The sequence below is a fragment of the uncultured Psychroserpens sp. genome (assembly GCF_947494225.1).
Taxonomy (GTDB): domain Bacteria; phylum Bacteroidota; class Bacteroidia; order Flavobacteriales; family Flavobacteriaceae; genus Psychroserpens.
Map to the genome: position 1 here is coordinate 25599 of NZ_CANLUG010000008.1, position 26125 is coordinate 51723.

At 34.1% G+C, this 26125-nt stretch carries 27 protein-coding genes; 12 read left to right on the top strand and 15 right to left on the bottom strand.

All coding sequences use genetic code 11. The features are described 5' to 3' along the window. Positions 1-2: 2 nt before the first annotated feature. The 4 genes from Q0893_RS16400 to dnaA all read right to left on the bottom strand — a co-directional run bounded on the left by Q0893_RS16400 (position 3) and on the right by dnaA (position 4102). Complete coding sequence (locus Q0893_RS16400; RefSeq protein ID WP_299277689.1) at positions 3-719, bottom strand: SAM-dependent methyltransferase; 717 nt, start codon at positions 717-719, stop codon at positions 3-5. Beyond that, entirely contained in the window at positions 720-2135 is a 1416-nt protein-coding gene (locus tag Q0893_RS16405; RefSeq protein ID WP_299277692.1) for a PQQ-dependent sugar dehydrogenase, read from the bottom strand. Positions 2136-2201: 66 nt separating this feature from the next. Next, positions 2202-2666 (bottom strand): low molecular weight protein-tyrosine-phosphatase, encoded by a 465-nt coding sequence (locus Q0893_RS16410; protein WP_298903962.1) that lies wholly within the window; start codon positions 2664-2666, stop codon positions 2202-2204. Positions 2667-2674: 8 nt separating this feature from the next. Next, positions 2675-4102, bottom strand: a complete 1428-nt coding sequence (gene dnaA, locus Q0893_RS16415; RefSeq protein ID WP_298903961.1) for a chromosomal replication initiator protein DnaA — start codon at positions 4100-4102, stop codon at positions 2675-2677. A gap of 190 nt (positions 4103-4292) precedes the next feature. Between dnaA and Q0893_RS16420 the strand changes: the two genes are divergently transcribed. Then, entirely contained in the window at positions 4293-4703 is a 411-nt protein-coding gene (locus Q0893_RS16420) for a thioesterase family protein (RefSeq protein ID WP_299277697.1), read from the top strand. Here Q0893_RS16420 and Q0893_RS16425 read toward each other — a convergent pair. From Q0893_RS16425 to Q0893_RS16445, 5 genes are all read right to left on the bottom strand, one after another. Next, positions 4700-5320, bottom strand: a complete 621-nt coding sequence (locus Q0893_RS16425) for a YigZ family protein (RefSeq protein WP_299277700.1) — start codon at positions 5318-5320, stop codon at positions 4700-4702. The genes Q0893_RS16420 and Q0893_RS16425 overlap by 4 nt on opposite strands. Then, a complete protein-coding gene (locus Q0893_RS16430) occupies positions 5321-6184 on the bottom strand; it encodes an EamA family transporter (RefSeq protein ID WP_299277703.1) in 864 nt (287 codons plus the stop codon). After that, positions 6181-6798: an HAD-IA family hydrolase gene (locus Q0893_RS16435; protein ID WP_299277707.1), complete on the bottom strand. Its 618-nt coding sequence runs from the start codon at positions 6796-6798 to the stop codon at positions 6181-6183. Before Q0893_RS16435 ends, Q0893_RS16430 begins: the two co-directional genes overlap by 4 nt. Continuing rightward, entirely contained in the window at positions 6785-7789 is a 1005-nt protein-coding gene (gene ribD / locus Q0893_RS16440) for a bifunctional diaminohydroxyphosphoribosylaminopyrimidine deaminase/5-amino-6-(5-phosphoribosylamino)uracil reductase RibD (RefSeq protein ID WP_299277710.1), read from the bottom strand. Before ribD ends, Q0893_RS16435 begins: the two co-directional genes overlap by 14 nt. 245 nt (positions 7790-8034) lie before the next feature. Further along, a complete protein-coding gene (locus tag Q0893_RS16445; protein ID WP_298903955.1) occupies positions 8035-8499 on the bottom strand; it encodes an LEA type 2 family protein in 465 nt (154 codons plus the stop codon). A gap of 43 nt (positions 8500-8542) precedes the next feature. Between Q0893_RS16445 and Q0893_RS16450 the strand changes: the two genes are divergently transcribed. Both Q0893_RS16450 and prmC read left to right on the top strand, forming a co-directional pair. Then, positions 8543-9055, top strand: coding sequence for a GNAT family N-acetyltransferase (locus Q0893_RS16450; RefSeq protein ID WP_298903954.1), 513 nt, complete (start codon positions 8543-8545; stop codon positions 9053-9055). Then, on the top strand, positions 9052-9909 hold the full coding sequence (gene prmC, locus Q0893_RS16455; protein WP_299277715.1) for a peptide chain release factor N(5)-glutamine methyltransferase: 858 nt from the start codon (positions 9052-9054) through the stop codon (positions 9907-9909). The genes Q0893_RS16450 and prmC overlap by 4 nt, the downstream gene beginning before the upstream one ends. On the opposite strand, the gene Q0893_RS16460 is transcribed toward prmC, so the two are convergent. The 3 genes from Q0893_RS16460 to Q0893_RS16470 are packed head-to-tail and all read right to left on the bottom strand — an operon-like array spanning position 9910 to position 15365. Continuing rightward, positions 9910-12390 (bottom strand): glycoside hydrolase family 2 protein, encoded by a 2481-nt coding sequence (locus Q0893_RS16460; protein WP_299277718.1) that lies wholly within the window; start codon positions 12388-12390, stop codon positions 9910-9912. It lies immediately after the preceding gene. After that, on the bottom strand, positions 12380-13087 hold the full coding sequence (locus Q0893_RS16465) for a copper homeostasis protein CutC (RefSeq protein ID WP_299277721.1): 708 nt from the start codon (positions 13085-13087) through the stop codon (positions 12380-12382). The genes Q0893_RS16460 and Q0893_RS16465 overlap by 11 nt, the downstream gene beginning before the upstream one ends. A gap of 1 nt (position 13088) precedes the next feature. Continuing rightward, positions 13089-15365, bottom strand: a complete 2277-nt coding sequence (locus Q0893_RS16470; RefSeq protein ID WP_299277724.1) for a family 20 glycosylhydrolase — start codon at positions 15363-15365, stop codon at positions 13089-13091. A 50-nt stretch (positions 15366-15415) separates the two neighbouring features. Between Q0893_RS16470 and ligA the strand changes: the two genes are divergently transcribed. Together ligA and Q0893_RS16480 are read left to right on the top strand one after the other, a co-directional pair. Then, the gene (ligA, locus tag Q0893_RS16475; RefSeq protein WP_299277727.1) at positions 15416-17410 is read left to right on the top strand and encodes an NAD-dependent DNA ligase LigA; all 1995 of its coding nucleotides are present in this window, start codon (positions 15416-15418) and stop codon (positions 17408-17410) included. Positions 17411-17507: 97 nt separating this feature from the next. Then, positions 17508-18242 (top strand): hypothetical protein, encoded by a 735-nt coding sequence (locus tag Q0893_RS16480; protein ID WP_298903948.1) that lies wholly within the window; start codon positions 17508-17510, stop codon positions 18240-18242. Here Q0893_RS16480 and Q0893_RS16485 read toward each other — a convergent pair. Then, on the bottom strand, positions 18231-18596 hold the full coding sequence (locus Q0893_RS16485; protein ID WP_299277731.1) for a DoxX family membrane protein: 366 nt from the start codon (positions 18594-18596) through the stop codon (positions 18231-18233). The genes Q0893_RS16480 and Q0893_RS16485 overlap by 12 nt on opposite strands. 180 nt (positions 18597-18776) lie before the next feature. Here Q0893_RS16485 and Q0893_RS16490 point away from each other — a divergent pair, with 180 nt between their 5' ends. Then, positions 18777-19544 carry a hypothetical protein gene (locus Q0893_RS16490; RefSeq protein WP_298903946.1) on the top strand — a complete coding sequence of 256 codons (768 nt, stop codon included), beginning with the start codon at positions 18777-18779 and terminating at the stop codon, positions 19542-19544. On the opposite strand, the gene Q0893_RS16495 is transcribed toward Q0893_RS16490, so the two are convergent. Then, positions 19545-20456, bottom strand: coding sequence for a bifunctional UDP-sugar hydrolase/5'-nucleotidase (locus Q0893_RS16495; RefSeq protein WP_298903945.1), 912 nt, complete (start codon positions 20454-20456; stop codon positions 19545-19547). 2 nt (positions 20457-20458) lie between these two features. Next, the gene (locus Q0893_RS16500; RefSeq protein WP_299277736.1) at positions 20459-21217 is read right to left on the bottom strand and encodes a 5'-nucleotidase C-terminal domain-containing protein; all 759 of its coding nucleotides are present in this window, start codon (positions 21215-21217) and stop codon (positions 20459-20461) included. Between the two features lie 72 nt (positions 21218-21289). Here Q0893_RS16500 and Q0893_RS16505 point away from each other — a divergent pair, with 72 nt between their 5' ends. The 6 genes from Q0893_RS16505 to Q0893_RS16530 all read left to right on the top strand — a co-directional run bounded on the left by Q0893_RS16505 (position 21290) and on the right by Q0893_RS16530 (position 26067). After that, positions 21290-21808 carry a hypothetical protein gene (locus tag Q0893_RS16505; protein ID WP_298903943.1) on the top strand — a complete coding sequence of 173 codons (519 nt, stop codon included), beginning with the start codon at positions 21290-21292 and terminating at the stop codon, positions 21806-21808. Then, positions 21808-22689, top strand: coding sequence for a 4-hydroxy-tetrahydrodipicolinate synthase (dapA, locus tag Q0893_RS16510; RefSeq protein WP_298903942.1), 882 nt, complete (start codon positions 21808-21810; stop codon positions 22687-22689). Before Q0893_RS16505 ends, dapA begins: the two co-directional genes overlap by 1 nt. Before the next feature lie 121 nt (positions 22690-22810). Then, the gene (locus tag Q0893_RS16515) at positions 22811-23626 is read left to right on the top strand and encodes an outer membrane protein assembly factor BamD (RefSeq protein ID WP_298903941.1); all 816 of its coding nucleotides are present in this window, start codon (positions 22811-22813) and stop codon (positions 23624-23626) included. A gap of 12 nt (positions 23627-23638) precedes the next feature. Next, a complete protein-coding gene (locus Q0893_RS16520) occupies positions 23639-23968 on the top strand; it encodes a DNA-directed RNA polymerase subunit omega (protein ID WP_298756595.1) in 330 nt (109 codons plus the stop codon). Positions 23969-23975: 7 nt separating this feature from the next. Next, the gene (gene coaBC / locus Q0893_RS16525) at positions 23976-25187 is read left to right on the top strand and encodes a bifunctional phosphopantothenoylcysteine decarboxylase/phosphopantothenate--cysteine ligase CoaBC (RefSeq protein WP_298903940.1); all 1212 of its coding nucleotides are present in this window, start codon (positions 23976-23978) and stop codon (positions 25185-25187) included. Further along, positions 25180-26067 carry a DUF4835 family protein gene (locus Q0893_RS16530; protein ID WP_298903939.1) on the top strand — a complete coding sequence of 296 codons (888 nt, stop codon included), beginning with the start codon at positions 25180-25182 and terminating at the stop codon, positions 26065-26067. The genes coaBC and Q0893_RS16530 overlap by 8 nt, the downstream gene beginning before the upstream one ends. The last annotated feature ends 58 nt before the right edge of the window (positions 26068-26125 follow it).

Here is a 26125-nt window from a genome sequence, read left to right on the forward strand (position 1 = left end):
TCTCAATCTTTATGAATAATAAAAATAGCTGGTCGTTTATGTAAATCAACTTTGTTATGTTTCCATTCCTTTGCAGTCATGGTTTTGATGTATTCTGTAGGGAGCGTAATATCGCAAGCCACACAAACTCTTGTGTTGGGATGTAACGTAGAACAAATATCTTCCAATATTTTGTTGTTACGATAAGGTGTTTCTATGAATAATTGTGTTTGATTTTGCTCATACGACAAGCGTTCAAAGCGTTTTAAGGTGGTCTTTCGCTCTTGCTTATCAATAGGAATATATCCATTAAAAGCAAAACTTTGGCCATTCATTCCTGAGCTCATTAATGCTAGAACTATAGAAGAAGGTCCTACCAAGGGTACCACCTGAATATTATTATCATGTGCTAGTTTTACAATATCAGCACCAGGATCGGCTATGCCTGGACAGCCAGCCTCTGAGAGCAAACCCATTGGTTTTCCTTTTTTGCAGTCTTCTAAGAAATTTTGAATTTCTTCGGGCTGGGTATATTTGTTTAGAATTTTAAAGTTTAAGGTAGATTGTTGTTTCCTCGAATCTACCTTTTTTATAAATCGTCGTGCTGTTTTTTCATTCTCAACAATATAATCGTCTACCAATTCAATAATTTTTTTTACCGAAATAGGTAAAACTTCAAGAGGCGGATTGTCGCCGAGACGTGTTGGAATAAGATATAGCTTTCCGAAATTTGGATTCATTTATTCTTTAATGAGTTTACGAACACTTTTCTTTCCATCTGTTCCTTGTATTTCTACGATATATAAACCACTAGTTAATGATTTCGTGTTTAAAGTAACCAGTTGCTGATCAAAGTTGGTGTTCGATTGGATTAATTTACCTTGTATATCAAAAATATTGACACTATTAATTTGATTGGATGCATTTGTTAAATCAAAAGTTAAGGTGTTTTTTGCAGGATTAGGAAACATTCTAATGCTATTTAAAGTTTCGTCACTAACACTTAAGTTATCATCAACAATTCTATAAACTGTTCCAGATAGCAAGCCTATTACAAAAAGTTCACCATTTACGTCTTCAGCAAAACCAGACCAACCTTGACCCGAAAAGTCATCGACAAAATTCAAAGTATAAGTATCTGGTGCTGTTTCTTGAACAACTCCAATTTCATCGCTGCAGTAATCTCCAAAGAAATATAAACCTTGGAGCCCTGTTTGAATTGTTCCTCTATAACGATAACCACCAGTGATTGAACATTTGAAAGGATTTCCACCATAGTTGTATTCTGCAACTGGAGGTGTGTGAGTAATAGTACTGCAACCAGCTCCATTGCTAAATGTTGAAGTGCCTTCAAAACACTTCCATCCATAGTTTTCGCCTCCTGTTGATGTAGACGAAACACGATTGATTTCTTCTCTATTACTTTGACCAACATCTGCGATCCACATATCACCATTAGATCTATCAAAAGAGAATTTCCAAGGATTTCTTAGTCCTGATGCCCAAATTTCATCTAAAACAGCAGAGTCACTTACAAAAGGATTGTCACTAGGAATAAGATATGTTATACCTGTGTCTATTTGAGTTTGTGTTACATCAACATCGAGTCTTAACATTTTACCTAATAATAAGGTCATGTTTTGTGCGCGATTTCCTGGATCACCACCAGAACCACCATCGCCTGTTGAGATATATAAATATCCATCATTAGGGCCGAAGTGCATATCGCCACCATTGTGGTTAGGGAATGGTTGCGAGATGTTTAATAAGATGACCTCAGAATTTGGGTCAGCTGTATCCGCTGTACTTCTTGTGAACCTTGAGATAATTGTGTCACCATTGTTATCGATGTAGTTCACAAAAAAGAAGCCATTAGTGTCATAGTTGGGGTGGAATGCCATTGCTAGTAATCCCTGTTCACCACCATTATTGATGACTCTAGGATCGATATCTAAGAAGGGAGCTGTGTTTACACTACCATCGGCATTAATAATTTTAATAACACCAGCGCGTTCTGCAACAAAGAATCTGTCATCACCAGCATGTTTTGCATTTACTGGAGAAGATAAGCCTGACGCATAAACTTCTAAGCTGATGTTTTGAGCATAACTTAGGGATATAACAAAGCAGGCTAGGAAAAGAGTTAAATTTTTCATTTTTCTAGATTTTAAGGAATTTTTTTACAAAATACGAAAAAAATTAAGAGTCTATTAACAGAATCGTTACAAGGACTTACGCGTTAGCTTTTTAGAAATGATATCACAAGCATTATTTAGAAGTGAAAATACGTGTTCAAAATCTGACATTTCACCATAATAAGGGTCTGGAACTCTTTTATTGGTAATCGATTGATTAACTTCTAATATGAGCTTTACTTTTGCTATATCCTTAGTATGTCTTGCAAGTTTGACTACGTTTTCAAAATTAGAATGATCCATAACATAGATGATGTCAAAGGTATCAAAATCTGATGTTTGAAACTGCCTTGCCTGCTGCCTTGAAATATCCACATTATGAGATTTTGCAACTGCAATAGAACGATGATCTGGACGGTCTCCAATATGATAACCTGCTGTTCCTGCGGAATCAACATAAAATCTATCAGAAGGTAATTTGGATTCTAATATGCCATGTGCCAATGGTGAACGACAAATATTCCCCAGGCAAACCATTAAAATACTAGTCATTGTAATGTTTATAAAGAAAGTTTTTTCGACAAATCTTCTACGTATTTTCTAAATTGTTTATCGGTAGATGATAAGTTGTCTACAGTTTTACAAGCGTGTAGTACTGTAGCATGATCTCGTTTTCCTATTTGAGAACCAATACTAGCAAGAGATGCTTTGGTGTATTTCTTTGCAAAAAACATAGCCAACTGTCTTGCTTGTACAATATGACGTTTTCTTGTTTTAGACTGAAGCGTACTAACATCCATTTGGAAATAGTCTGATACTACTTTTTGGATATAATCTATAGAGACCTCACGTTTAGTGTTTTTAACAAATTTTTCAACAATCTCTTTGGCAAGGTTAACCGTAATTTCCTTTTTGTTGAAAGAGGATTGTGCAATTAAAGAAATAATAGCACCTTCTAATTCGCGAACATTGGTTTTGATATGTTTCGCAACATACTCTACAATTTCTTCTGGCATTTCTACACCATCGCGATATAATTTGTTCTTAAGTATAGAAACACGCGTTTCAAAATCTGGACTTTGAAGTTCGGCTGAAAGTCCCCATTTAAAACGAGACAGTAGACGTTGTTCAATATCCTGCATGTCAACAGGTGCTTTGTCACTAGTTAGAATAACTTGTTTTCCGTTTTGGTGTAAGTGATTAAAAATATGAAAGAACACATCTTGGGTTCCAGATTTTCCTGATAAGAATTGAACATCATCAATAATCAAAACATCAATAATTTGATAGAAGTGAATAAAGTCGTTTCTATTATTCTTTTTAACAGAGTCTATATACTGTTGTGTGAATTTTTCAGCAGAGATATATAGTACTGTTTTTTCTGGATACTTATCTTTTATATCAACACCAATAGCATGAGCTAAATGTGTTTTTCCTAAGCCAACACCTCCAAATATTAATAAAGGATTGAAAGAGGTTCCACCAGGTTTATTTGCTACAGCCAAGCCAGCGTTTCTAGCCAAACGATTAGAATCACCTTCTAAGAAGTTTTCAAAACTATAGTTTGGATTTAGCTGAGATTCGATTTTTACATTTCTAATTCCTGGAATTACGAAGGGGTTCTTAAGCTCAGGATTTTTGTTGTTTAAAGGAACATCTACATCTTGAGATTTTAAGGCTCCACGATTAGAACTAGGAATTTTTTCTGTAAAAGGTTGTTTGTTGCCATAGGTGTTTTCCATTTTAATGACATAAACTAATTTGGCAGTTTCACCTAATTGTTTAGTAAGAGCAACTTTTAAAATCTTTACGTAGTGTTCTTCTAACCATTCGTAGAAAAATTTACTAGGTACTTGAATACTTAAAGCATTATCGGTAAGCTTAACTGCTACTATAGGCTCAAACCATGTTTTGTAGGCTTGAGGTTGTATGTTGTCTTTTATAAATGAGAGACAGTTAGTCCAAACCGATTGCGCAGTTATATCCATTCTCTAAGTTAATTTTTGTGTTGTTAGTTAGTTAGCAAAAAAAAGAGAAATTCGAGTTTCTCTGGTATAATTTTTACATGACAAATATGTGAACAAATTTTTTAATAAAAAAATCAAAATGTATTGATTTTCTAGAATTTTTTTCTCATGTTTAAATCGGTTCGAAAATACAAAAAAAATATCAAAAACTATGGAGGATCTTTCCAAATCTGATGAAATTCAATTTAGAGTACGTTATGGAGAAACAGATCAAATGGGAGTTGTGTACCACGGTAATTATGCACAATATTTTGAAATGGGAAGAACCGAGTGGTTACGAAAAATGGGATTTTCCTATAAGGAGATGGAGAAGAGTGGTGTCATGTTGCCAGTAATTTCATTAAGTATAAATTACAAAAAGTCAGCGTGTTATGACGACCTCATTAAAGTAAAAACTAAACTCGTAAAAAAGCCAACTGCCAAAATTGAATTTGATTATGAAATCTTAAATGAAAATGATGAAATTTTAACAACAGGAAATTCTGTTTTGGTATTTATGGATATTCATAAGAATCGGCCTACAAGATGTCCAGATTATATTTTAGACAAACTGCATATTTAATCGTTCAACTTCTTTATATTAATCTCATATAAGTTGTCAAAAATTTCGAAAATTGAAGGTGCGTCTTTTAATCTTACCGAGATTATAATTTTACAACTCAATTCTAGAGTCTGATTTATAACATTTAAATGTTTCTCTTTTATAATTCTCATGACTTTATTCATATTCTTATAATCAAAAGAGATAGCATATTCAATATTTATTGTTTTAGATACAATTGTGGCAGCTTCTAGCGCCAATTGGGCTCCAGTTTTATAAGCGTTAATTAAACCTCCAACACCTAATTTGGTACCTCCAAAATACCTAACCACTACAATGAGTATGTTGGTTACTTCAAAAGACTGGATTTGGCCATAAATAGGCATTCCTGCACTATTATTGGGCTCTCCGTCATCATTGGCTCTAAATACAATGTCTTTTTCTTGCATACCAAATTGATATGCATAGCACCAATGCCTTGCCTGGTGATGATTCTTTTTAAGCGTATTCAAATGGTTTTTAACGTCATCTTCTGTGGTGACGGGAAATGCATAGCCATAAAACTTGCTGTTTCTGTCTTTAAATAAAACTTCAGGAGATGCTTTGGTTATAGTTTTGTAAATGTCGCTGTTTTCCATTTATGCCAAAGTTACTATTACTATAGATATAATTGCAATTGCAATTCCAATCCAGTTCTTTTTAGAGATTTTTTCTTTAAACAAAATGACACCTAAAAGTGTTGACACCATAACAATGGCCACATTATTAATTGTAAATAAAGTTGAGCTTTCTAAGTTGTCGTGGTTAAGTGCTTTAAGCAAATAATAAATGGAGAAGTAATTGATAATCCCTAAAATGGCACCACCAATAATGGCTTTGATAGGAAATTTATACGACCTTTTTATAGCTTTAACTATTAATAATGTTAGTCCAATTGTAAAAGCGAAGGCAAAAACGGTTGCCGAAAAAATAGGAATACCATTTTCTGGTAAATAAGCGGTCTCTATGTATTTAATGGAAGTATCAATGGTACCAGTACCAAAAAACAACAAAATAGGTAGCCACAGTCCTTTCGTGATGTTGCCAGAGTTTTTAGGTTTTATTGAGGCTAGATAAACCGCAACAAGCGCTAGAACAATACCCATTATTTTTTGAAACCCGATACCTTCATTATACATATATAAACCAAAAATTACAGGGATAATGACACTCATTTTTGAAGCAACTGATGCTACAGAAAGCCCGTTACGCTGTGCCGTTAATGCCATGACTGTAAAGACACCAATAAACAAAAACCCTAGACCAATGGCTCCATAGATCCATGGGGCATTAACGATGTCGTTAACAACGATGGGCTCATCATAAATCCACAATCCAAATAAACATGCCGTTAAATAATTTACAACAATCCCTTGAAGGGTGTCTATACCATATTTATTAAAGAGTTTAAATATGATAAAAATACAAGTGGATGCCGCTATGCTTAATAAGAGATAAATCAAAATATGCTTTTGTTTATAGTGAAAAGGTCTATAACATCTTCTTTAGTTTCATCTATATTCCAAACATGAATTCCTAGAACTGTTGCTGCCTCTGTATTGTCTTTAGTGTCATCAATGAAGAAGCAGTTTTCGGCTTTTAAGTTGTTTTCTGTTAAAACAAACTCATAGATATTTGAATTTGGTTTTCTTAGATTGATTTCATGTGATAGATAAAACTTGTTAAAACAAGCTCTAAATTCTTCGTAAAACGCCACATGTTTTTTTATCCAATTGATATGCAATTCATTTGTGTTACTTAATAAAATGAGGTTGTATTTACCTTCCTTTGCTAATGTTTTAATGAATTCCAACCGTTTCACAGGGAAGTCTTTAAGAATAAAATTCCAGGCATTCGTAATGTCTTTTTTAGACAGAGAAGGAAAGTTTTCTTCATAAAACCCAAGAAATTCTGAGGTTGACATTAAACCTTGTTCGTATAAGGTGTTTATGGCTACAAGGTCTTCTGGAAGTTCATTTAAGCCAAATAAGTCTAATGCATTTTGTATGGCACCCTGTTTATCTAAATTAATGAACACGTCACCAAAATCGAAAATAATAGTTTTAATTGTTGACATAAATTTTTAATGTATCAGTCATTATATGTTCTTCGGAAATGAGATGTCCAGAAAAATGTGGCGCTTTAACACCTTCACTAAAATGGATTGTACCTGTAAAAACTCGAGCTTCGTCCCAAAGATTGCTATCAATAAAAGATTGAAGCGTTTGCGCTCCACCTTCAATGATAACAGAATTAATAGCTTTTGAATGTAAAATGGTTCCTATTTGTGGAGGAATGGATTTATTGAAATCTGTATTGTCTTCTGAAATGATTATTGTTTCACTTTCTAAATTAAATATGGAGTGATCCTTAGAGAGTTTTTGAGTGCGATCAATAACTACACGAATGGGATGTAATCCAGTCCAATCTCTAACGGTTAAACTTGGATTGTCTTCCAGTACTGTATGCGTTCCAACTAAAATTGCTTGCTCTTCAGCACGCCATTTATGTACTAATTGTCTCGAATATCGATTAGTGATCCAGACTGGCGCTTTCTTTGTTTTAGACTTTGGCGCAATAAAACCATCTTTAGATTCTGCCCATTTTAAAATAATATAGGGGCGTTTTTTATTGTGAAATGTAAAAAAACGTTTGTGATGCATTTTACAAGCCTGTTCCAAAACGCCTACTGTTACATGACACCCTGCGGCTTTCAGTTTAGCAATTCCCTGTCCTGCAACTTGCGTGTTATCATCCATAGTTCCAATGACAACATTTGGAATACGATGTTCAATAATAAGATTGCTACAAGGAGGTGTCTTTCCAAAATGAGAACAAGGCTCGAGCGTTACATATAAGGTCGCTTTTTGAAGTAAATTTTTATCCTTTACTGAGTTTATAGCGTTTACCTCGGCATGTGCGCCACCATAAGCACTTGTGAAACCTTCTCCTATAATTTGATTTTCATGAACAATTACGCAACCTACCATCGGATTTGGAGCAGTAGTGCCTAAACCGTTTTTTGCAATGGTAATGCATCGTTTTATATAGGTTTCGCTGGTAGTCAAATTTAGTTTAGATGTTTATATTTGTTTATGATTAAAAACGTCTTAATACGCTTAATTACTTATCCGTTTTGTTTGTTTCTAATTTTTCTTGGATATAAAATGAGTTTCGAAACATCAAATTACGCTAATCCTATCTATGAACCTAGAGCCAAAATCCTTGGTGTTATAGGTATTATTATCGTTTTAGTGTATTTGGTTTCAGATATACTCCTTTTAATTAAAAACAAGTTCTTCAAAAAAGAAAATTAAAATTTTATCTTAACCATTTCAGTTTCGTCTACAGGGTATGTATATGAAAACCCAAGTGTTTTATAAACAATCTCTCCCTTATATTGTACTTTAATTTTTTTGTTAATAACACTACTTAATATACTACCTAAGATATTTTTATTGTCACCTTTCAGAATACTATCGGTACTTACTTTAACTTTTAATGGTACTGTAAATTCTTTTTTCGCAGGAACTTTAAAACTTTCAGAAGAGACATGAGCCACTTTAATATCATTGATATATACTGAAATGTTATCACTTTCTAATCGGCCACCTACATCATTAGGGTTTTGAAAAATGGCATTAGCTTTAAGGGTTATTGTTTTTGAGGTAGATTCATCAAGTTTGATATCTTCAACAGCAATAAATAACGGCTTTTCCTTAACACTACAACTATGGAAAACTAGGGCTGTTGTTAATAATAAAATGAAATTTCTCATCTTTTTAAAATAGATTTATCAGTATCTTCATACCGAAATTAGAATGCAAAAATACTATAATAAAGTGAGTCAAGATAATATCATTATTAGAGAAATTCGTCCTGAGGACAATGCGCAAATAGAAGCTATAATTAAAGCTTGCTTCCCAGAGTTTAAAATTCCTTTAAAGGGAACGGCTTATGAAGATGCCGAAACACCCTTTATGTATGAGTCTTACCAAGGCGATAAAGAGGTTTATTTTGTTTTAGCAAATGGGGATGAGATTTTAGGTGGAGGAGGCATAAAGCCTTTAAAAGATTTTGATGGTAATGTCTGTGAACTTCAAAAAATGTATTTCTCCCCCAAAGTAAGAGGCAAAGGTTTTGGTAAAGCTATGTTTACCAAATGTCTTGATGCGGCTAAGAATTTTGGTTTTGAAACGTGTTATTTAGAATCGGCATCGCAACTTAAAGCGGCTATTCATATTTATGAACAGAATGGATTTAAGCATAGAACCGAACCTTTAGGGAATACTGGACATTATTCATGTGGTGTTTGGATGACTAAATCGCTATGAGATTAAAAGATATCCAAGGTTTGTATCATAAGGAGTTAGATGTGCTCTATGGAAAAGATGAGGTGGATTCGTTTTTTTATCTAGCAATTGCTCATTATTTGCAGTTAGATAAGATACATTTAATGGTAGAACCAGAATATGCGCTTTCTAAAATAGAAGAGCAACCGCTTTTTGAAACGTTAAGTGCCTTAAAGTTAGAACAGCCAATTCAGTATATATTAGGAGAGACCGAGTTTTTTGGGTTACCATTTGAAGTTAATAAGCATACTTTAATACCACGTCCTGAAACAGAGGAGCTGGTGGCCTTAGTTATTGATGAGGTAAAGGATCAATCTTATCAGATATTAGACATTGGAACAGGAACGGGTTGTATTGCTATTTCATTGGCCAAGCATCTTAAGAACAGTGTGGTTTTTGCTTTAGATATTTCAGAAGATGCATTGGTTGTGGCAAAACGCAATGCCAAACTAAATGATGTTGACCTGGAGTTTATTCATGATTCTATTTTAAAACCAAATCATCCAAATCTTGTATCGACGTCGCAGGTGTTTGATGTTATCGTTTCTAATCCGCCATACGTTAGACATCTTGAAAAGAAAGAGATAAAACCGAATGTACTGCTTAACGAACCGCATTTGGCCTTGTTTGTAGATGATGAAAATCCGCTACAATTCTACAGAGCGATTTGCGAATTTGCTCAAGACCACCTAAAGCATAATGGTGTTTTGTATTTTGAAATCAATGAATATTTAGGAAAAGAAATGATTGATCTTATGCACAGTTTTAATTTTAAGAATGTAACGCTTAAAAAAGATCTTTCTGGTAAAGATAGGATGATTAGAGGTGTCAAATAATTAATCCATTAGATCATTAAGTGTTTTTATTTTTAAATCGTCTAGAGAACCTTCCTGAGTTTTGAATTCAATGATAATCGTCTCGTTTGGCATGAGGTCAAAATAATTATCGCTAAAGTGGCCTTTGCTTTTTGTATAAAGGAACACATCTTTTTGTAGCGTTGTACTTTCTAATTTGATTTCAAATCCGTTAGAGGTTTTTGAAATTGTTTTTTTGATAGCCCCCTTTTTTAGTTTTAAATCTTTTGGTTTAACCAGGTAAGCGTAAGAGTGGAAATTAGCAAACATAGTTGCAACAACAACTTCGTCCTTGTTTATGTTAAGGTTTGCTACATCTAACGTATGAATTAATTGACTTGAATTGGCATTTAATTGTGTATTCATGGTAGTTCCAGTTCCTATAACCTTCCCGTCAAAATCTGTGATGATATAGGTGAAGGTGTCATCAAAACCCGTGAGACTATCGTTTATGCCATAAGTTTTTAATGTGTCATTTTCTACTGTATTAGATATGAGGACATTTTCAAATGATGTTTTTGCCTTATAATGTAGGGCTTTCCAATTTCCGAAGAAATCTATACTAGACCAAGATACAGACGGCCAACAATCGTTAAGTTGCCAATATAAGGTTCCCATGTTATAAGGTTTGGCTCTGCGATGCGCTTCAATACCTTTAGTGATACCATAGGCTTGAAGTATTTGGCTCAGATAAATGTAATCTTCTGCCGTATCAGGCACTGGAAAATCGCGTTTCATGTAGGCGTCAATAAGTTGAAATCCGCGCACGTGTTTTTGATGATTTTTAAATCCTTCCGAAGTAATTTCTAAAGAATCACTTTGATTGATGTAACGGATGGCTTCATAGCTAGGAAAGGCTTGAAATCCAAATTCACTCATAAAACGAGGAACGTTGTCTTCTAAATGTTCAAAAGGGTAAGCGTCATGCCAAATCCACCAATCGTGGGCATCACCTTCAAATTGATATTTTGGATTGCCACGACCATATTTTGGCGAAGATTCCCAATAGGGTGCGTCAGTAAATTCATTAACTGTTTTAGGGAGAATAGAGTCAAATACCTTTAAATAATTGTTCCAAATCTCATCTTTTTCTTCATCACTTCTGTTGGCTTGCCATCCCCAGCGATGCCAGCCTTCAGAGTTTTCGTTATTTCCACACCATAAGGCAATGGAAGCATGATTACGAAGTCGTTTGATATTTTGAGTAGCTTCGTCTTGAACGTTTTCAAGAAATGATTGATCTCCTGGATACATGGCGCAAGCAAACATGAAATCCTGCCAAATAAGAATACCTTTTTCGTCACATAAATCATAAAAAATGTCATTTTCATAAATACCACCTCCCCAAACTCTAAGCATATTCATGTTGGCATCAACGACGTCATCTAGAAGTTTTTCGTAATGCGCATCAGTCACTTTATTTTGCATGCTGTTTTGTGGAATATAATTAGCGCCTTTCATGTATACAGGAACGCCATTGACTTTAAAATAAAAAGATTCTCCTCTGGTGTCATTTTCAGTAACTAAGGCAATAGTTCTAAGTCCTTTTTTTATAGAAACACTATCAATAATGCTGTTGTTTCTCTTTAAGACCATCTTTATAGTATACAAATATGGATCTCCTAAATTATGTGGCCACCACAGCTTTGGAGATTTTATTTGAAAAGGAACCGTTCTGGTGTGTCCCTTTTGAACCACTTTAGAAGTAGTATGAAGTACATCATTTACATAAACTTCGTAGACTAGCTCTTTGTCTTTAATCACCTCAGACTTAATATCAAAAGTGGCCGTCATGTCTGCAATCGAGTCATTCAGTAGCCTTTGTTTTATGGTTAAGTCTTCTAGTCTTAAATCATTCCAGGTCTCCAACATTATTGGGCGCCAAATGCCACTTGTATTTAACTCTGGCCCCCAATCCCAGCCATATTGAAACTGGGCTTTGCGGGTAAAAATACGATTGCCTTCAGGAAGTTGATATCCTAATTTGGCTTTCTCTTGTTCTTCGGAAATAGACGTGTGTTCAAAAACAATTCGCAATTTATTTTGAGGTTTTAAAACCGATTTCACATTTACAGAAAAGGCTCGGAATGCATTATCCGTTTTCAGAATTAAACTATCATTTAGAAATACTGATGCATAGGTGTCTAGTCCTTCAAAATTTAGAGCTATGTGTTTTTTGCTAAGTGTTTCATTAGGGACTGAAAATGTAGTTTTATATTCCCAATCCGTTTCAGAAATCCATTGTAGACTGTCTTCATTAGCACCAATAAAAGGATGTTCTATTAGTTTGTTGTCTAGCAAATCGGCATGTACATTTCCAGGTACTGTTGCTACATGCCAAATAGAATCATTTACAGCTTTGAATTGCCAATTGTCTTGCAAAGCGGTAGCTATTGGTAAATCATGCTTTGCTTCACAACTTGTTAGTAATAGTAAAAGTATCGCAATTAGACTATATTTCATTTGTAATCACGTTTAAAATGGTTTTAATTTCTTTTAAACTGGAAACCGTTTGAGGTGTGTTTCCGAAATATGACGATGACTCAGAATTGATAATTTCAGAAGCTGAAGCATGGATTTCATGAAAACCTTCATTTTTAAAAACTTTAGCGTTTTCCGAAGAGATGCCACTACCAACCAAGATTGTAATTCTATGTTGGGCTTGCTGTTTTAACATTTTTAATGTGTCTAGACCATCAATGGCTTTTGGTTGCTGCCCAGAGGTGAGCACTCTAGTCGCACCTAAATCGATAAGTCGTTCAATAGCTTCTGTAGGATTTGGAACCATATCAAAAGCGCGATGGAAGGTAAATGGTAATGGGTGAGATAGAGCTATAAGTTCTTGTGTGCGTTTAATATCTATGGTGTTGTCAGAATTCAAAACACCTGAAACAATACCATGACATCCTAAATCTTTACAGACTTGAATGTTTTTTTTGATAATCTCGAACTCCGCTTCAGAATAGCAAAAGTTTCCACTTCTAGGTCTTATGAGCACAAAAGTTTCGATCTCTAATTCGGTAATAACTTGTTGTATCAACCCATAACTTGGTGTAATGCCTCCAATGGATAATTCACTGCAAAGCTCAATGCGATGTGCTCCAGCTTCTTGAGCATTTTTTGCAGATTGGTATGAGTTAGCACAAATTTCTAAAAGCATATTAGTTTACTATGATTTCGTCAATAAAAGTCCATGCCTTATTGCCAGCGCCTTGGTTGCCATCTGGAATAATGCCATAATTAGAGAGTTTAATATAAATATATCTCGTATTGACATTGGCTTTAATAATAACATCTACAATGTTCTTTTCTGAAGTTGGAATATCTGCTTTTGAATCTATACCATGAGCGCTAAACCCAAATTCAATCTCTTTAGGCGCATAGATCCATTGTCCTTTACCGTTATGAAATCTTGTTTTAATAGATTTAACATCAGTGTCTTCACCTAAATCAATTGTAATTGCAATATCTTCTCCCCAAAAGCCTAACCATTCTTTATCGCCATATCGGGAATCGCTTCCAGAAATGCCATTTATTAAACCTTCGGGGCCGCTACCCGAATACGATTTGTGTGGTATTTTGTTAATCGTAATTGTTTTTCCAACGGCTTTATGGTAGTTTATAGTTTCAGAAAACGTAGAACCTAAACGCTTTTCAGAATTGAAAACGGCTGCTTTGATAGTTTGGCTTTCCGTTATTGGAATAGGAGTTTTGTAAACCTCTGACGATACATTAGGCTCCGAATTATCTAGAGTGTACCTGATCGTCTTATTATCTGTAGTTGTTACTAGTGCATATGCTGTTGTGTCGCCTTCAGAAATAAGCTCCCCTGAAATTTCATAAAGGTGATTGGCGTAGTTAATATCTAACATATCTAAGCGTTGATTGAATAATTCTACACGTTTTGTAAAATCTATATAATTTTTGTTCTCGTCTTTTGACCATACTACTTCACTCATGGCGAGCATTCTTGGGAATGCCATATATTCTACCTGATCTGAAGTAGGCATATACTCTGTCCAAATATTACCTTGTGCGCCAAGTACATATTGTACTTCGTCTTCATTTAACTCCTCTGGAATAGGATTGAAACTATAGACTTTCTCTAAAGGTAAAAAGCCACCTATAGCAGTAGGTTCATCCGGATTAGTAGATTGGTAATAATCAAAATAACAATGTGATGTTGGTGTCATAACCACATTGTGTTTTTGTTTTGCCGCTTCAACAGCGCCTTTAATACCACGCCATGACATAACGGTTGCGTTTGGTGCTAATCCACCCTCTAAAATTTCATCCCAGCCAATAATTTGTTTGCCCTTAGAATTAAGATAAGCTTCAATGCGTGTGATAAAATAGTTTTGAAGCTCATGCTCGTCCTTTAAACCCTCACTTTGGATACGCTCTTGACATTTATTACACGATTTCCATTGTGTTTTTGGTGCTTCGTCACCTCCAATATGAATATATTCACTAGGAAAAAGAGCGACAACTTCGTCTAACACATCTTCTAAAAATTCAAAGGTTTCATCCTTAGAGCAATAGATATGTTCAAAAACACCCCATTTAGTGGCGACATCAACTTGTTCTCCAGTACATCCTAAATTAGGGTAGGCAGCAATAGCTGCTTGAGCGTGACCAGGTAATTCAATTTCTGGAATTACAGTAACTTGTCTACTTTGCGCATATGCGATGATATCTTTAATTTCGGCTTGTGTGTAAAAACCACCATAACGCTTTCCGTCAAACTGATGTGGTTGATCACTGTAATGTCCAATTAATGTTTCGTCTCGAAATGCAGCCACTTCCTGTAATTTTGGGTATTTTTTTATTTCGATACGCCAACCTTGATCTTCAGTAAGATGCCAATGAAATGTATTCATTTTTAACATGGCAAGCGCGTCAATGTATTTTTTAATAAAATCTACAGAAAACATATGTCTACCAACATCTAAATGCATTCCTCTATAACTAAATTGAGGTGCATCTGTAATGGTCATGCATTGTATGCTAACTGTTTCTTCTGAAAATGTATTGTTTTCAAATTCTGGAGGTAACAGTTGTCGTAGTGTTTGTACAGCATAAAACGCACCTCTATCGGTTTTTGCACGAATTCGTATTTCATATGGTTTGATATCCAGTACATAGCCTTCGTTATGTTCTATGGAGTTGTCAAGAACAAATGTTATATCGTCGTTGTTCTCAAGAGTAATAGAGCTTCCGGTTTCGATAAAATTCTGAAGAAAATCGCCAGAGGTTTTAAAATTGTCATCGTAGGTGATTCCTACGTCATTATTAAGAACGAAATAACCTGGATTAATAGTTTGTGTTGATGGTGTAGGAATGATTTGAGAGATTTTGGTAGTTCTATGCTCTTCAGATTTACAACTGAATAAAAAGCTAATAAAAACACTTAGGGCTACAATTTTTTTGATGTACATTTTAGTATATTAGATGCCTTAAAGATAACTTTTTTTTACGACCATTTTTAATGACAATTCAGCAAAAAATAAAAGACCTTCGTTTAGAATTACGAGAGCATAATTATAATTATTATGTTCTTGACAATGCAACAATTAGCGATTACGAATTTGATATGAAGCTTAAAGAACTGCAAGATTTAGAAGAGCAGCATCCAGAGTTTTATGATGCCAATTCACCAACCTTAAGAGTTGGAGGAGAGGTTACTAAAAACTTTAATACTGTTGTTCATGAGCATCGCATGTATTCTTTAGATAATTCGTATTCAAAGGAAGATTTACTAGATTGGGAAAAACGTATTAAGAAACTCGTTGATGGAGATGTTTTTTATACCTGTGAATTAAAGTACGATGGCGCTTCAATTAGCTTGACTTACGAAAACGGTAATTTGCTTAGAGCAGTTACACGAGGTGATGGTACTCAGGGAGATGATGTGACCACGAATATAAAAACGATTAAATCTGTTCCTTTACAATTACAAGGTGATTTTCCTCCTAAATTTGATATTAGAGGCGAAATTGTGTTGCCTTTTGATGGATTTAATAAAATGAATGAGGAGCGACTGGAGGCAGGAGAAGAGCCGTATAGGAACCCGCGAAATACGGCCTCTGGAAGTTTGAAACTTCAAGATAGTGCAGAAGTGGCGAAACGGCCTTTAGAATGTTTATTATATAATATTACTGGTCGAAACCTTGGTTTTGAAACACAATTTGAAAGTTTAGAACGTGCTAGACAAATGGGGTTTAAGGTGCCAGAAGCGGCGAGATTAGCCTCGTCGGTTGATGAGGTATTGGAGTTTATATCGCATTGGGATGTACATCGGCATGACTTACCTTACGAAACAGATGGTGTTGTCATTAAAGTTAATAGTCTTCAACAACAAGAAGAATTGGGGTATACCTCTAAGGCACCACGTTGGGCAATGGCTTATAAGTTTAAGGCAGAGCAAGTGTCTACGAGACTTAATGAAATTACATATCAGGTTGGGCGAACAGGAGCTATAACACCTGTGGCTAACCTGGAGCCAGTTGAATTAGCAGGAACTACTGTAAAACGAGCATCGTTGCATAATGCTGATCAAATTGAAAAATTAGACATTAGAGAAAGGGATGAGGTTTTTGTTGAAAAAGGAGGTGAGATTATTCCGAAGATTATCGCTGTTGACTTGTCTAAGCGACCAGAGGATTCAAAACCTACGCAATACATAACACATTGTCCTGAATGTCAAACCGAATTGATACGACAAGAAGGTGATGCTAAACATTATTGCCCTAACTATAATGGTTGTAATCCGCAGATTGTAGGTCGTATTCAGCATTATATTTCAAGAAAGGCTATGGATATTGAAGGCTTAGGGGGAGAAACGGTAGCGCTCTTAGTGAATGAAGGTCTAATCTCGAATTATTCGGATTTGTATACACTTAAAAAAGAAGATGTATTGCCCTTAGAACGTATGGCTGAAAAAAGTGCGGAGAACTTAATACAAGGTATTGCTGCGTCTAAGCAAATTCCGTTTGAGCGTGTGCTTTTTGCTATTGGTATTCGTTATGTAGGAGAAACAGTGGCCAAAAAACTAGCTAAACACTATAAGAATATTGATGCTATTATTGAAGCTTCGGTAGAAGATTTAATTGCTGTTGATGAAATTGGAGACCGAATTGCAGAAAGTGTTGTGGAATTCTTTTCTTCCGAAGAAAATAGAATGATTGTCGATGAAATGAAGTCTTATGGTTTACAGTTAGAATTATCTGCAGAAAAATTGGCGAATCAAACAGATAAGCTAAAAGGACAATCTATAGTAGTGTCTGGAGTTTTTGAAACTGTATCAAGAACTGAACTGAAAAAAATGATTGAAGATAATGGCGGAAAAGTCTCATCCTCAATCTCTTCCAAGACTAATTTTTTAGTTGCAGGTGATAAAATGGGGCCAAGTAAGCGAACTAAGGCAGAAACACTTGGAGTCGCAATAATCTCGGAATCTGAATTTTTATCCAAATTGAATTAAAATTCCTACAAAATGTTAAATTTTATCGATTAAATGCATTTTTATTCGTTTATATGTATTTTTTGCATATATTTGCTATGCTATTAAGGAATAAATTATGTATTTAAGTAAAATTATAGGGATTGTACTTATACTATTGAGTATACTATTTCTAGGTCTGCAATCTCAGGCTTTAGAACTACACGCTTCTGGAGTGAGAGCATTGGCTATGGTCATGTTAACCATATTGTATGTTATGCGTGTAAAGGATAAGCAAATCTTCTTTTTGTTATTTCTCCTATTTTTTACCGCTGCGGAAATATTAAACTATGTAACTTGGGTTATAGATTTTGATTTTAGTAATGATGTAGACTACTTCTATTATATTGGAAATGGCCTTTATATATTTTCTTATTCATTTTTAATTGCTAGAATATTTGTTGGAACCAATATGTTTAAAGCAATGTCTAAATTTTTTGTGCAAACGATATTACTTACGGTTTTAGGCATTTTTGTCGTGTACTTAGTTACCGATACAACCAGAGAAGAGCTTGATAATTCGGAATATATGCTTGAGTTTATATACAATGCAGTAATTATGAGTTTGATGGGATTAGCTTTAATTAACTATATGCATAAGGATAATAAGAAATCAATGAATCTCCTCATAGGATCTATTTGTATTGTGTTTTCTGAAATCTTACAACTCGCTTATTTTTATGTTGCCGATTCTAACGTACTCAATGTATTATGTTCAATGTTTTTAGTGGCTGCATTTGCGTTCTTCTATCTGCAGTCGCGTTTAGAAAATGAACAAACAATGGCTTACGAAACTCAAAATTTAGAAGCTTAATTTTTTTCCTAAAACAGGAATGTCTTTTCTATAGATATAGAGAATAATTAGTGCTAGTACAAATGTTGTAACTGCGGTATAGAAAAGTACACCTCCATCACCTTTTATTTCTATTCCTAATTGCGTTAAGTGCATCATAATTGCTCCGCCAATAATACCTATTGTTAATGTTGCACCAGCCCAGGCTGTTTTTTTGAACAGTAATAAGATACCTGCTATTAACTCGACAATTCCAATACCAATTCTGCCAACAGGCTCTAAACCAACTTTTGAGAAAATATAAATACTGTCTTCATGCCCTGTGAATTTAAAGCGTAAGGTTTGTATTAAAATAATGGCGACTGCAAGTCTCAAAATAAGTGGTAAATATTTTTTCATAATATAAGTGTATTGTCTATTAGACGATTAGAAAAATAAACCCTACAGATACAGATAAAATTTGTTAAAAAATCGATTAAATGTATGTTTTATTCGTTGAAATACGCAATTTTTAGTATATTTGCTTCACCCAATAAAAAATCTACCATGCATAAAATGCAAAAATTAAAGCCAAATATGGTATTGGTTATGGTCTTATTCGTCTTGCTTCTTGGCACGTCGTTAGCTACCTATTTTGATGTGATCGTTGTGCCTAAAATAGCCAAGCTAATCACGGTTACGATATTACTCACGTTTTACTTTTGTCAACTTAATAAAATGGCTAACATCTTTTTAACCGTTTTTTTAGTGTTTTTTGTAGGTGATGCCTTTTCTGTATTTGATTTTGGAGACATAGCTTCTAAATTATCAAAAACAATGTATATTGGTGCTTACTTGCTACTCATTTTTGTTCTTCTAGGAAAATTGAAGCGTGTTAAGTTTGAAGGTTTAGTCACTGTGTATCTCGTACTCGTGCTATTGCTCAATTCGTATTTTCTATATGCGCTTTATGGTGTAGCCAAAGATAATTTTGTAGATACTATAAATCTAGTACTATATATCTGTCATGGTATTACATTAATAGCTATGACTTATTTTGCATTTGCCGTGTATTTAAGTAGAGAAACAGCGCAGTCTATTACCTTTTTATTGATGGTTTTTTGTTTTGTGTTTTCAGATGTGTTACACTATATATGTAACTTATATGTCTATTATTGGATATTCGAAGTCTTCGAAGGTGTCCTTCATACGGCAGGTTTGTTTTTACTATATAAGTATGTTTATGATTACTACATGAATCGAAATAATAACAAGCGCATTAATTTTAAGACGTATTTCATTCCTACTACAGAGCGATTACGCGAAATTCGAGTTCATTTATAATTAAACGATAATAGATTTTCCGTTTGCCGCTTTGTTCTTATCAGAATCAAAGTAGAAATCTATTCTTCCAAGATTGATACCATAACAGCCTACTTGATTTACTAATAAATTTTCTCCAATAGCGTTCTTTACAACCGTTGGTTTTTTAAGAAATGTATGCGTATGGCCTCCAATAATTAAATCGATATCTTTTGTGGTTTCTGCTAATTTGAGATCACTAATCTTTTCTGGCCTATTTCTATAATTGTACCCTAAATGTGATAAGCAAATAATTAGGTCACATTTTTCATCTTGTTTGAGAATACGTGTCATTTCTTGGGCTGTTTCTGTAGGGTCTAAATAAAGAGTTTCTTTATACATCCTTTTTTCAACAAGTCCTTCGAGTTCAATTCCTAATCCGAAAATTCCAATTTTAATCCCATCTTTTATAATGATACGATATGGCTTAACATGAGTGTCTAAAACAGTATCTGAGAAATCGTAGTTCGCTGAAACAAAATCAAATTTAGCATGTGGTAATTGTGCATAAAGTCCGTCAATACCATTGTCAAAATCGTGATTTCCGATGGTGGCAACGTCATATTTAAGCATGCTCATTAGTTTAAATTCCAGTTCACCTCCATAATAATTAAAGTATGGTGTGCCTTGGAAAATATCTCCTGCATCTAGTAATAAAGTATTGGGGTTTTCTTTTCTAATGGCATCAATTAAACTAGCCCGTCTGGCAACACCACCTTGATTTGGATTTCGTCCATCATCTGGACCAAAAGCATCAATATGGCTGTGAACATCATTAGTATGTAAGATGGTAATTTTTTTAGTAGCTGGTTTAAATGATGATAAACCCATTCCGCCAAGTCCAATTAATGCTGACGCCGCTGCTGTTTGCTGAATAAAATCTCTTCTTTTCATAATTAATTTTTTAACTGAATAAAACGATCATCAATAACTGGTCTTAAAGTATCAGTCTCTGAAAAATAATCAATAAGCACATTTCTAACCTTGTAATCTAAAACATAAAGACTGTCATTAGTTTTGAAGAAATTCATTCGATCTCCACCATTGTATAAGTAATCATTCGTTGCAACAAAATAAGATGTGTTTAAATCTATAGGTTTGTCATTAATAAAAGCAGATTGTAAAAGTGTGTCTTTATCAAGAGTAATTTTTAATTTAGAAATAGGATGCGCACGTTTAGCTCTAACGAGATAATCTAATAATTCTTTTACTTGTTGCCCTTTTAGTTCTACAACCACAACCGAATTATCAAAAGGCATCACTTCGTATGCGGTTCTTGAGGTTACGTTTCCTTTGGAAATGATTGCACGAATACCACCATGATTAAGCAGTACCATATCTATATCATGACCAGTTCTAGATTTAAAAATAGGATTGGCTTGCTCAAAAACGGCATCGGCCATCATATTTCCTATGGCTGTATTATACTCCCCATCACTTTTAGATAATGTATTAACGGCATAAGCTAAAACACTATCCAAGTTAGCATTAACGTGTTCTCTATAAGGCTTAATAAATGCTTCTATAGTTTTATCTGCCTGAAGACTATCGGAGATGTTTATTTGTTTTCCTTCAATTTTATTGAGGTAACTGTCTTGTTTACACGAACTCAACGTAACAAGGCAAATAAGAAGAATAAAATGTTTATAATTCATAGAATTTATTGTGAAATGTTTACAATATCGTACGATGTGTTTTTAGTACATTTGTACAAAGCATAAATATAAATGATTTTAAAGGCATTTAAGACAAAATCAAACCAAAAATACATCAACAAATTGTTAAGTGCTAGAAGTGTTGCTGTTAGTAACAGTAAAATGGCAACTGTAGGTGTTATTTTGAATATTAGTGAATATTCAGATTTTGAGTCTTTTAGAATGTATTTTAAAAGTTTAGGAATTCAGCAGGCAAAGACTAAAATAATAGCTTTTGTTGAGGATTCGAAAGACACAAATGTGCTTTGGGATACTTATTTCAATCCAAAAGATTTTGGTTGGAAAGGAAAGATAAATAATATCGACTTACAAACTTTTATTGATACTAAATTTGATGTGTTAATCTCTTATTATAGGGAAAAACACTTAGAACTCGATATGATTGTGGCGTCATCAAAAGCAAATTTCAAAGTTGGTTTAACGAATGAGGATCAACGATTTTACGATTTGATGATAAATATAGAACCAAAAAATTTTTCGGTTTTTAAAAAAGAAATGAAAAAATATTTAACCGTTTTAAATAAATTATAATGACTAAATTTCATGGTACAGGTGTGGCCATTATCACGCCTTTTAATGCAGACCTTACGGTAGACCATAATGCATTGGCAAACTTGGTGAATTTTAACATAGACAATGGTACAGACTATATCGTAATTAGTGGTACCACAGGAGAGAGCGTTACGATTACTAAACATGAGAAACAGGATATTATAAAGACAATTGTTGAAGCTAATAAGGGACGAGTACCTTTGGTTTTGGGTGTTGGTGGAAATAATACAGCTCAGGTTATTGAAGAAATTACAACTACAGATTTGAGTGCTATTGATGCGCTTCTGTCTGTTTCACCATACTATAGCAAACCACAACAAGAAGGAATTTATCAGCATTTTAAAGCCATTTCAGAGGCGTCTCCAGTAGATATCATTTTGTACAATGTTCCTGGTCGAACATCTTCTAATATGACACCAGAAACAACATTGCGATTGGCAAGAGATTTTAAAAATATAATCGCAGTAAAAGAGGCTGGTAACAACGTGCATCAATACTTAAAATTACTAAGAGATAAGCCAGATGATTTCTTGATAATTTCTGGAGATGATGATTTGGTGCTTGGAGTTGTTTTGGCTGGTGGAGCAGGAGTGATATCTGTTTTAGGACAGGCATTACCTAAAAAATTCACGACTATGATTAATCTCGGACTCGAAGGGAAGGCTAAAGAGGCTTATAAGATTCATTTTGAATTAATGGAGCTTACATCCCTTATTTTTTCTGAGAATAATCCTGCTGGGATTAAAGCTGTTTTAGAAGCCTTGAACTTATCAAAATCGGCAGTTAGATTGCCTTTGGTGGAAGCCACAGAAGAGCTAAAACAAAAGATAAAAACAGCACTACAAAATTTAGAAGACTAGATTAATAGTTAAAATATACTTAAACTTAGTGAGCACCTGATTTCAAACGTTATTTTTGAACATAATTTTTTGTTTTTATAATACGTTAGAAATACGTACTTTTGCAACCTGTTTTTTATTTATGAAGAAATTAGTTTACTTATTAGTCGCTCTTTTGGTGTTTAACTCTTGTAGCGAATACCAAAAAGCATTAAAGTCTGAAGATATTAAGACCAAATTTGAGTTGGGTACGAAAATGTACGAAGACGGAAAATGGTCTAAGGCCTATAAGTTGTTAGGACAAATTCTTCCGAAATATGTTGGTAAACCACAAGCTGAGAAATTAACTTTTATGCATGCAAAGTCATTGTATGAAATGAGAAGTTATCTCGAAGCAGGATATCACTTTACGCGATTTGAAAATTCATATCCAAACAGTCAGAAAGTTGAAGAGGCTGCTTTTTTAGCGGCTAAGAGCTATTATGAAGTATCTCCTGTTTATAGTAAAGAACAGCAAGAAACGATAGAAGCTCTTGAAAAGCTACAATTATTTGTGAATAAATATCCGAATTCTGATTTTCTACCACAAGCTAATAAGTTGATTAAAGAATTAGATTATAAGTTAGAACGAAAAGCATTCGAAATTGCAAAACAATATAATAGAGTAGCCTATTTTGAATCATCAGATTATGAAGCGGCTATAAAAGCGTTTGATAACTTCTTGGCAGATTTTCCAGGAACAACGTTTAAAGAAGAAGCCATGTTCTATAGATTGGATTCTGCATATAAATTAGGAATTAATAGTATACAGTCAAAAAAACAGGCACGATTAAATACTGCAATAAGTTATTATGACAGTTTTAAAAAGTTCTTTCCTAATTCAGAACTAATGAAAGATGCCGATAAGATGAATGAAGAAATGACAACGGCTGTACAACAATATAATACAAAAAGTTAATACACATACATAATGGATTTAAAGAAGACCAATGCTCCTGTAACAACAGAAACTTATGACAGAAATGTCATTGATGCACCAACAGATAATATCTATGAAGCAATTTCTGTAATCTCAAAAAGAGCAGAACAGATCAATACAGACATTAGACGTGAGTTAGTTGATAAACTTGAAGAGTTTGCTACTTATAATGATAGTCTAGAAGAAATCTTTGAAAACAAAGAGCAAATTGAAGTGTCTAAATTCTATGAAAAATTGCCTAAGCCACACGCTTTAGCTGTTCAAGAATGGTTAGACGACAAGATTTATTACAGAAACACTGAAGACGACGTTCAGGAATAATATAAGCATGTCTATATTAAGCGGCAAAAATATACTATTAGGCATAACTGCCGGTATTGCGGCTTACAAGACAGCGAGCCTAGTTAGGCTATTTATAAAAGCAGGTGCTAACGTGAAGGTCGTTATGACACCTGCTTCTAAAGATTTCATTACACCTTTAACACTTTCTACCTTATCTAAAAATCCAGTCTATTCTACATTTACCAATGAAGAAGATGACAATGCTATGTGGAATAACCATGTAGAGCTTGGGCTGTGGGCAGATTTCTTTGTAATCGCTCCTGCTACAGCCAATACAATGTCTAAAATGGCAAATGGAACCTGCGATAATTTATTACTTGCTACCTATCTATCTGCTAAATGCCCTGTGTATTTTGCTCCGGCAATGGATTTAGATATGTACAAACACGACTCTACTAAGCATTCTTTTGAAAAGTTGAAATCCTTCGGAAATGTGATGATTCCAGCCACATCTGGTGAATTAGCGAGTGGGCTCGTAGGAGAGGGGCGTATGGCAGAGCCCGAAGATATTATTGCCTTTGTAGAAAAAGATATTCTCGGAAAATTGCCTTTAAGAGGTAAGAAGATATTGATTACGGCAGGACCAACATATGAAGCCATAGATCCTGTACGTTTTATCGGGAACCATTCTAGCGGGAAAATGGGGTTTGAAATTGCTAAAGCGGCTGCTAATTTAGGCGCTGAAGTTATTTTGGTTTCAGGACCATCATCTCAACATGTTAATCAAAGCATGATTACCGTAGAGCGTGTAAAGAGTGCTCAAGACATGTATGATGAGGTACACAAGCACTTTAATACTTGTGATATCGCTATTCTTTCGGCTGCTGTTGCAGATTATAGACCAAAAAATGTTGCTACCCAAAAAATAAAAAAGAAGGAATCAACGTTTACTATTGAGTTGGAAAAAACAAAGGATATTTTGAAATCTTTAGGAGCTATAAAAAAACAACAGTTTTTGGTTGGTTTTGCTCTTGAAACCAATAATGAATTAGAACATGCTAAAGGGAAATTAGCAGCTAAAAATTTAGATCTAATCGTTCTTAATTCATTAAATGATAAAGGCGCTGGTTTTGGTGGTTCAACAAATAAAGTTACTTTTATAACTGCATCTCATGACATTTTTGCTCACGAGTTAAAATCAAAAACTGAAGTAGCACAAGATTTAATGCAACAAATTTTAAAACAAACACATGCGTAATTATATATTTATTCTATTAGCCTTGGTAATGTCTACAGCTTGGTCGCAAGAACTAAACTGTAATGTTGTTGTAAATGCACAAAAAACTGGTAACGAAAATGTTCAAGTTTTTAAAACATTGGAACGTCAGTTAACAGAGTTTATTAATAATACAAAGTGGACAGATAAGTCGTTTAAACCCCAAGAGCGTATCGATTGTGGTATGATTATTACCATCGAAAATTATGATACCGACTTGTTTCAAGCAACGCTTCAAGTGCAAAGTACACGACCAGTATTTGGCTCTACTTATGCTGCACCTGTTTATAATTACAACGATAAAGATTTCAACTTTCAATATTTAGAATTTCAGAATTTTGTTTATAATCCTAATCAGTTTGAGTCTAATCTTGTATCTATGATTACGTTTCATATTTATATGATTTTAGGTTTAGACGCTGATACATTTGCTCCTAAAGGAGGTGAAGAATATTATAAGCAAGCACAAACCATTGTAAATTATTCACAGCAAAATAATGCTAAAGGTTGGAAGTTGGCAGATGGGCAACAAACACGTTTTGTGTTAATAGATAATGTGTTGTCATCTACCTTTAAGGAATTTAGAGATGTTATGTACGAATATCATCGTAATGGTTTGGATGAAATGAGTAATGATGCTAAAGAAGGTAAACAGGCTATAGCAGAATCAATAACCGATTTGCAAACCTTGAATAATCGTCGGCCAAATTCGTATTTAATGCGTGTCTTTTTTGATGCTAAATCAGACGAAATACAAGAAATTTTTAGTGATGGTCCGTCTGTTAATGTGTCTGATTTGATTTCAACCTTAACAAGAATTGCTCCTTTTCATGCTGCTAAATGGCGTAAAATAAATTTCTAAGTTTATACACCTTGTTTTTATGTTAATTTCAGTAATTTCATACTGTAATTAGTCACAC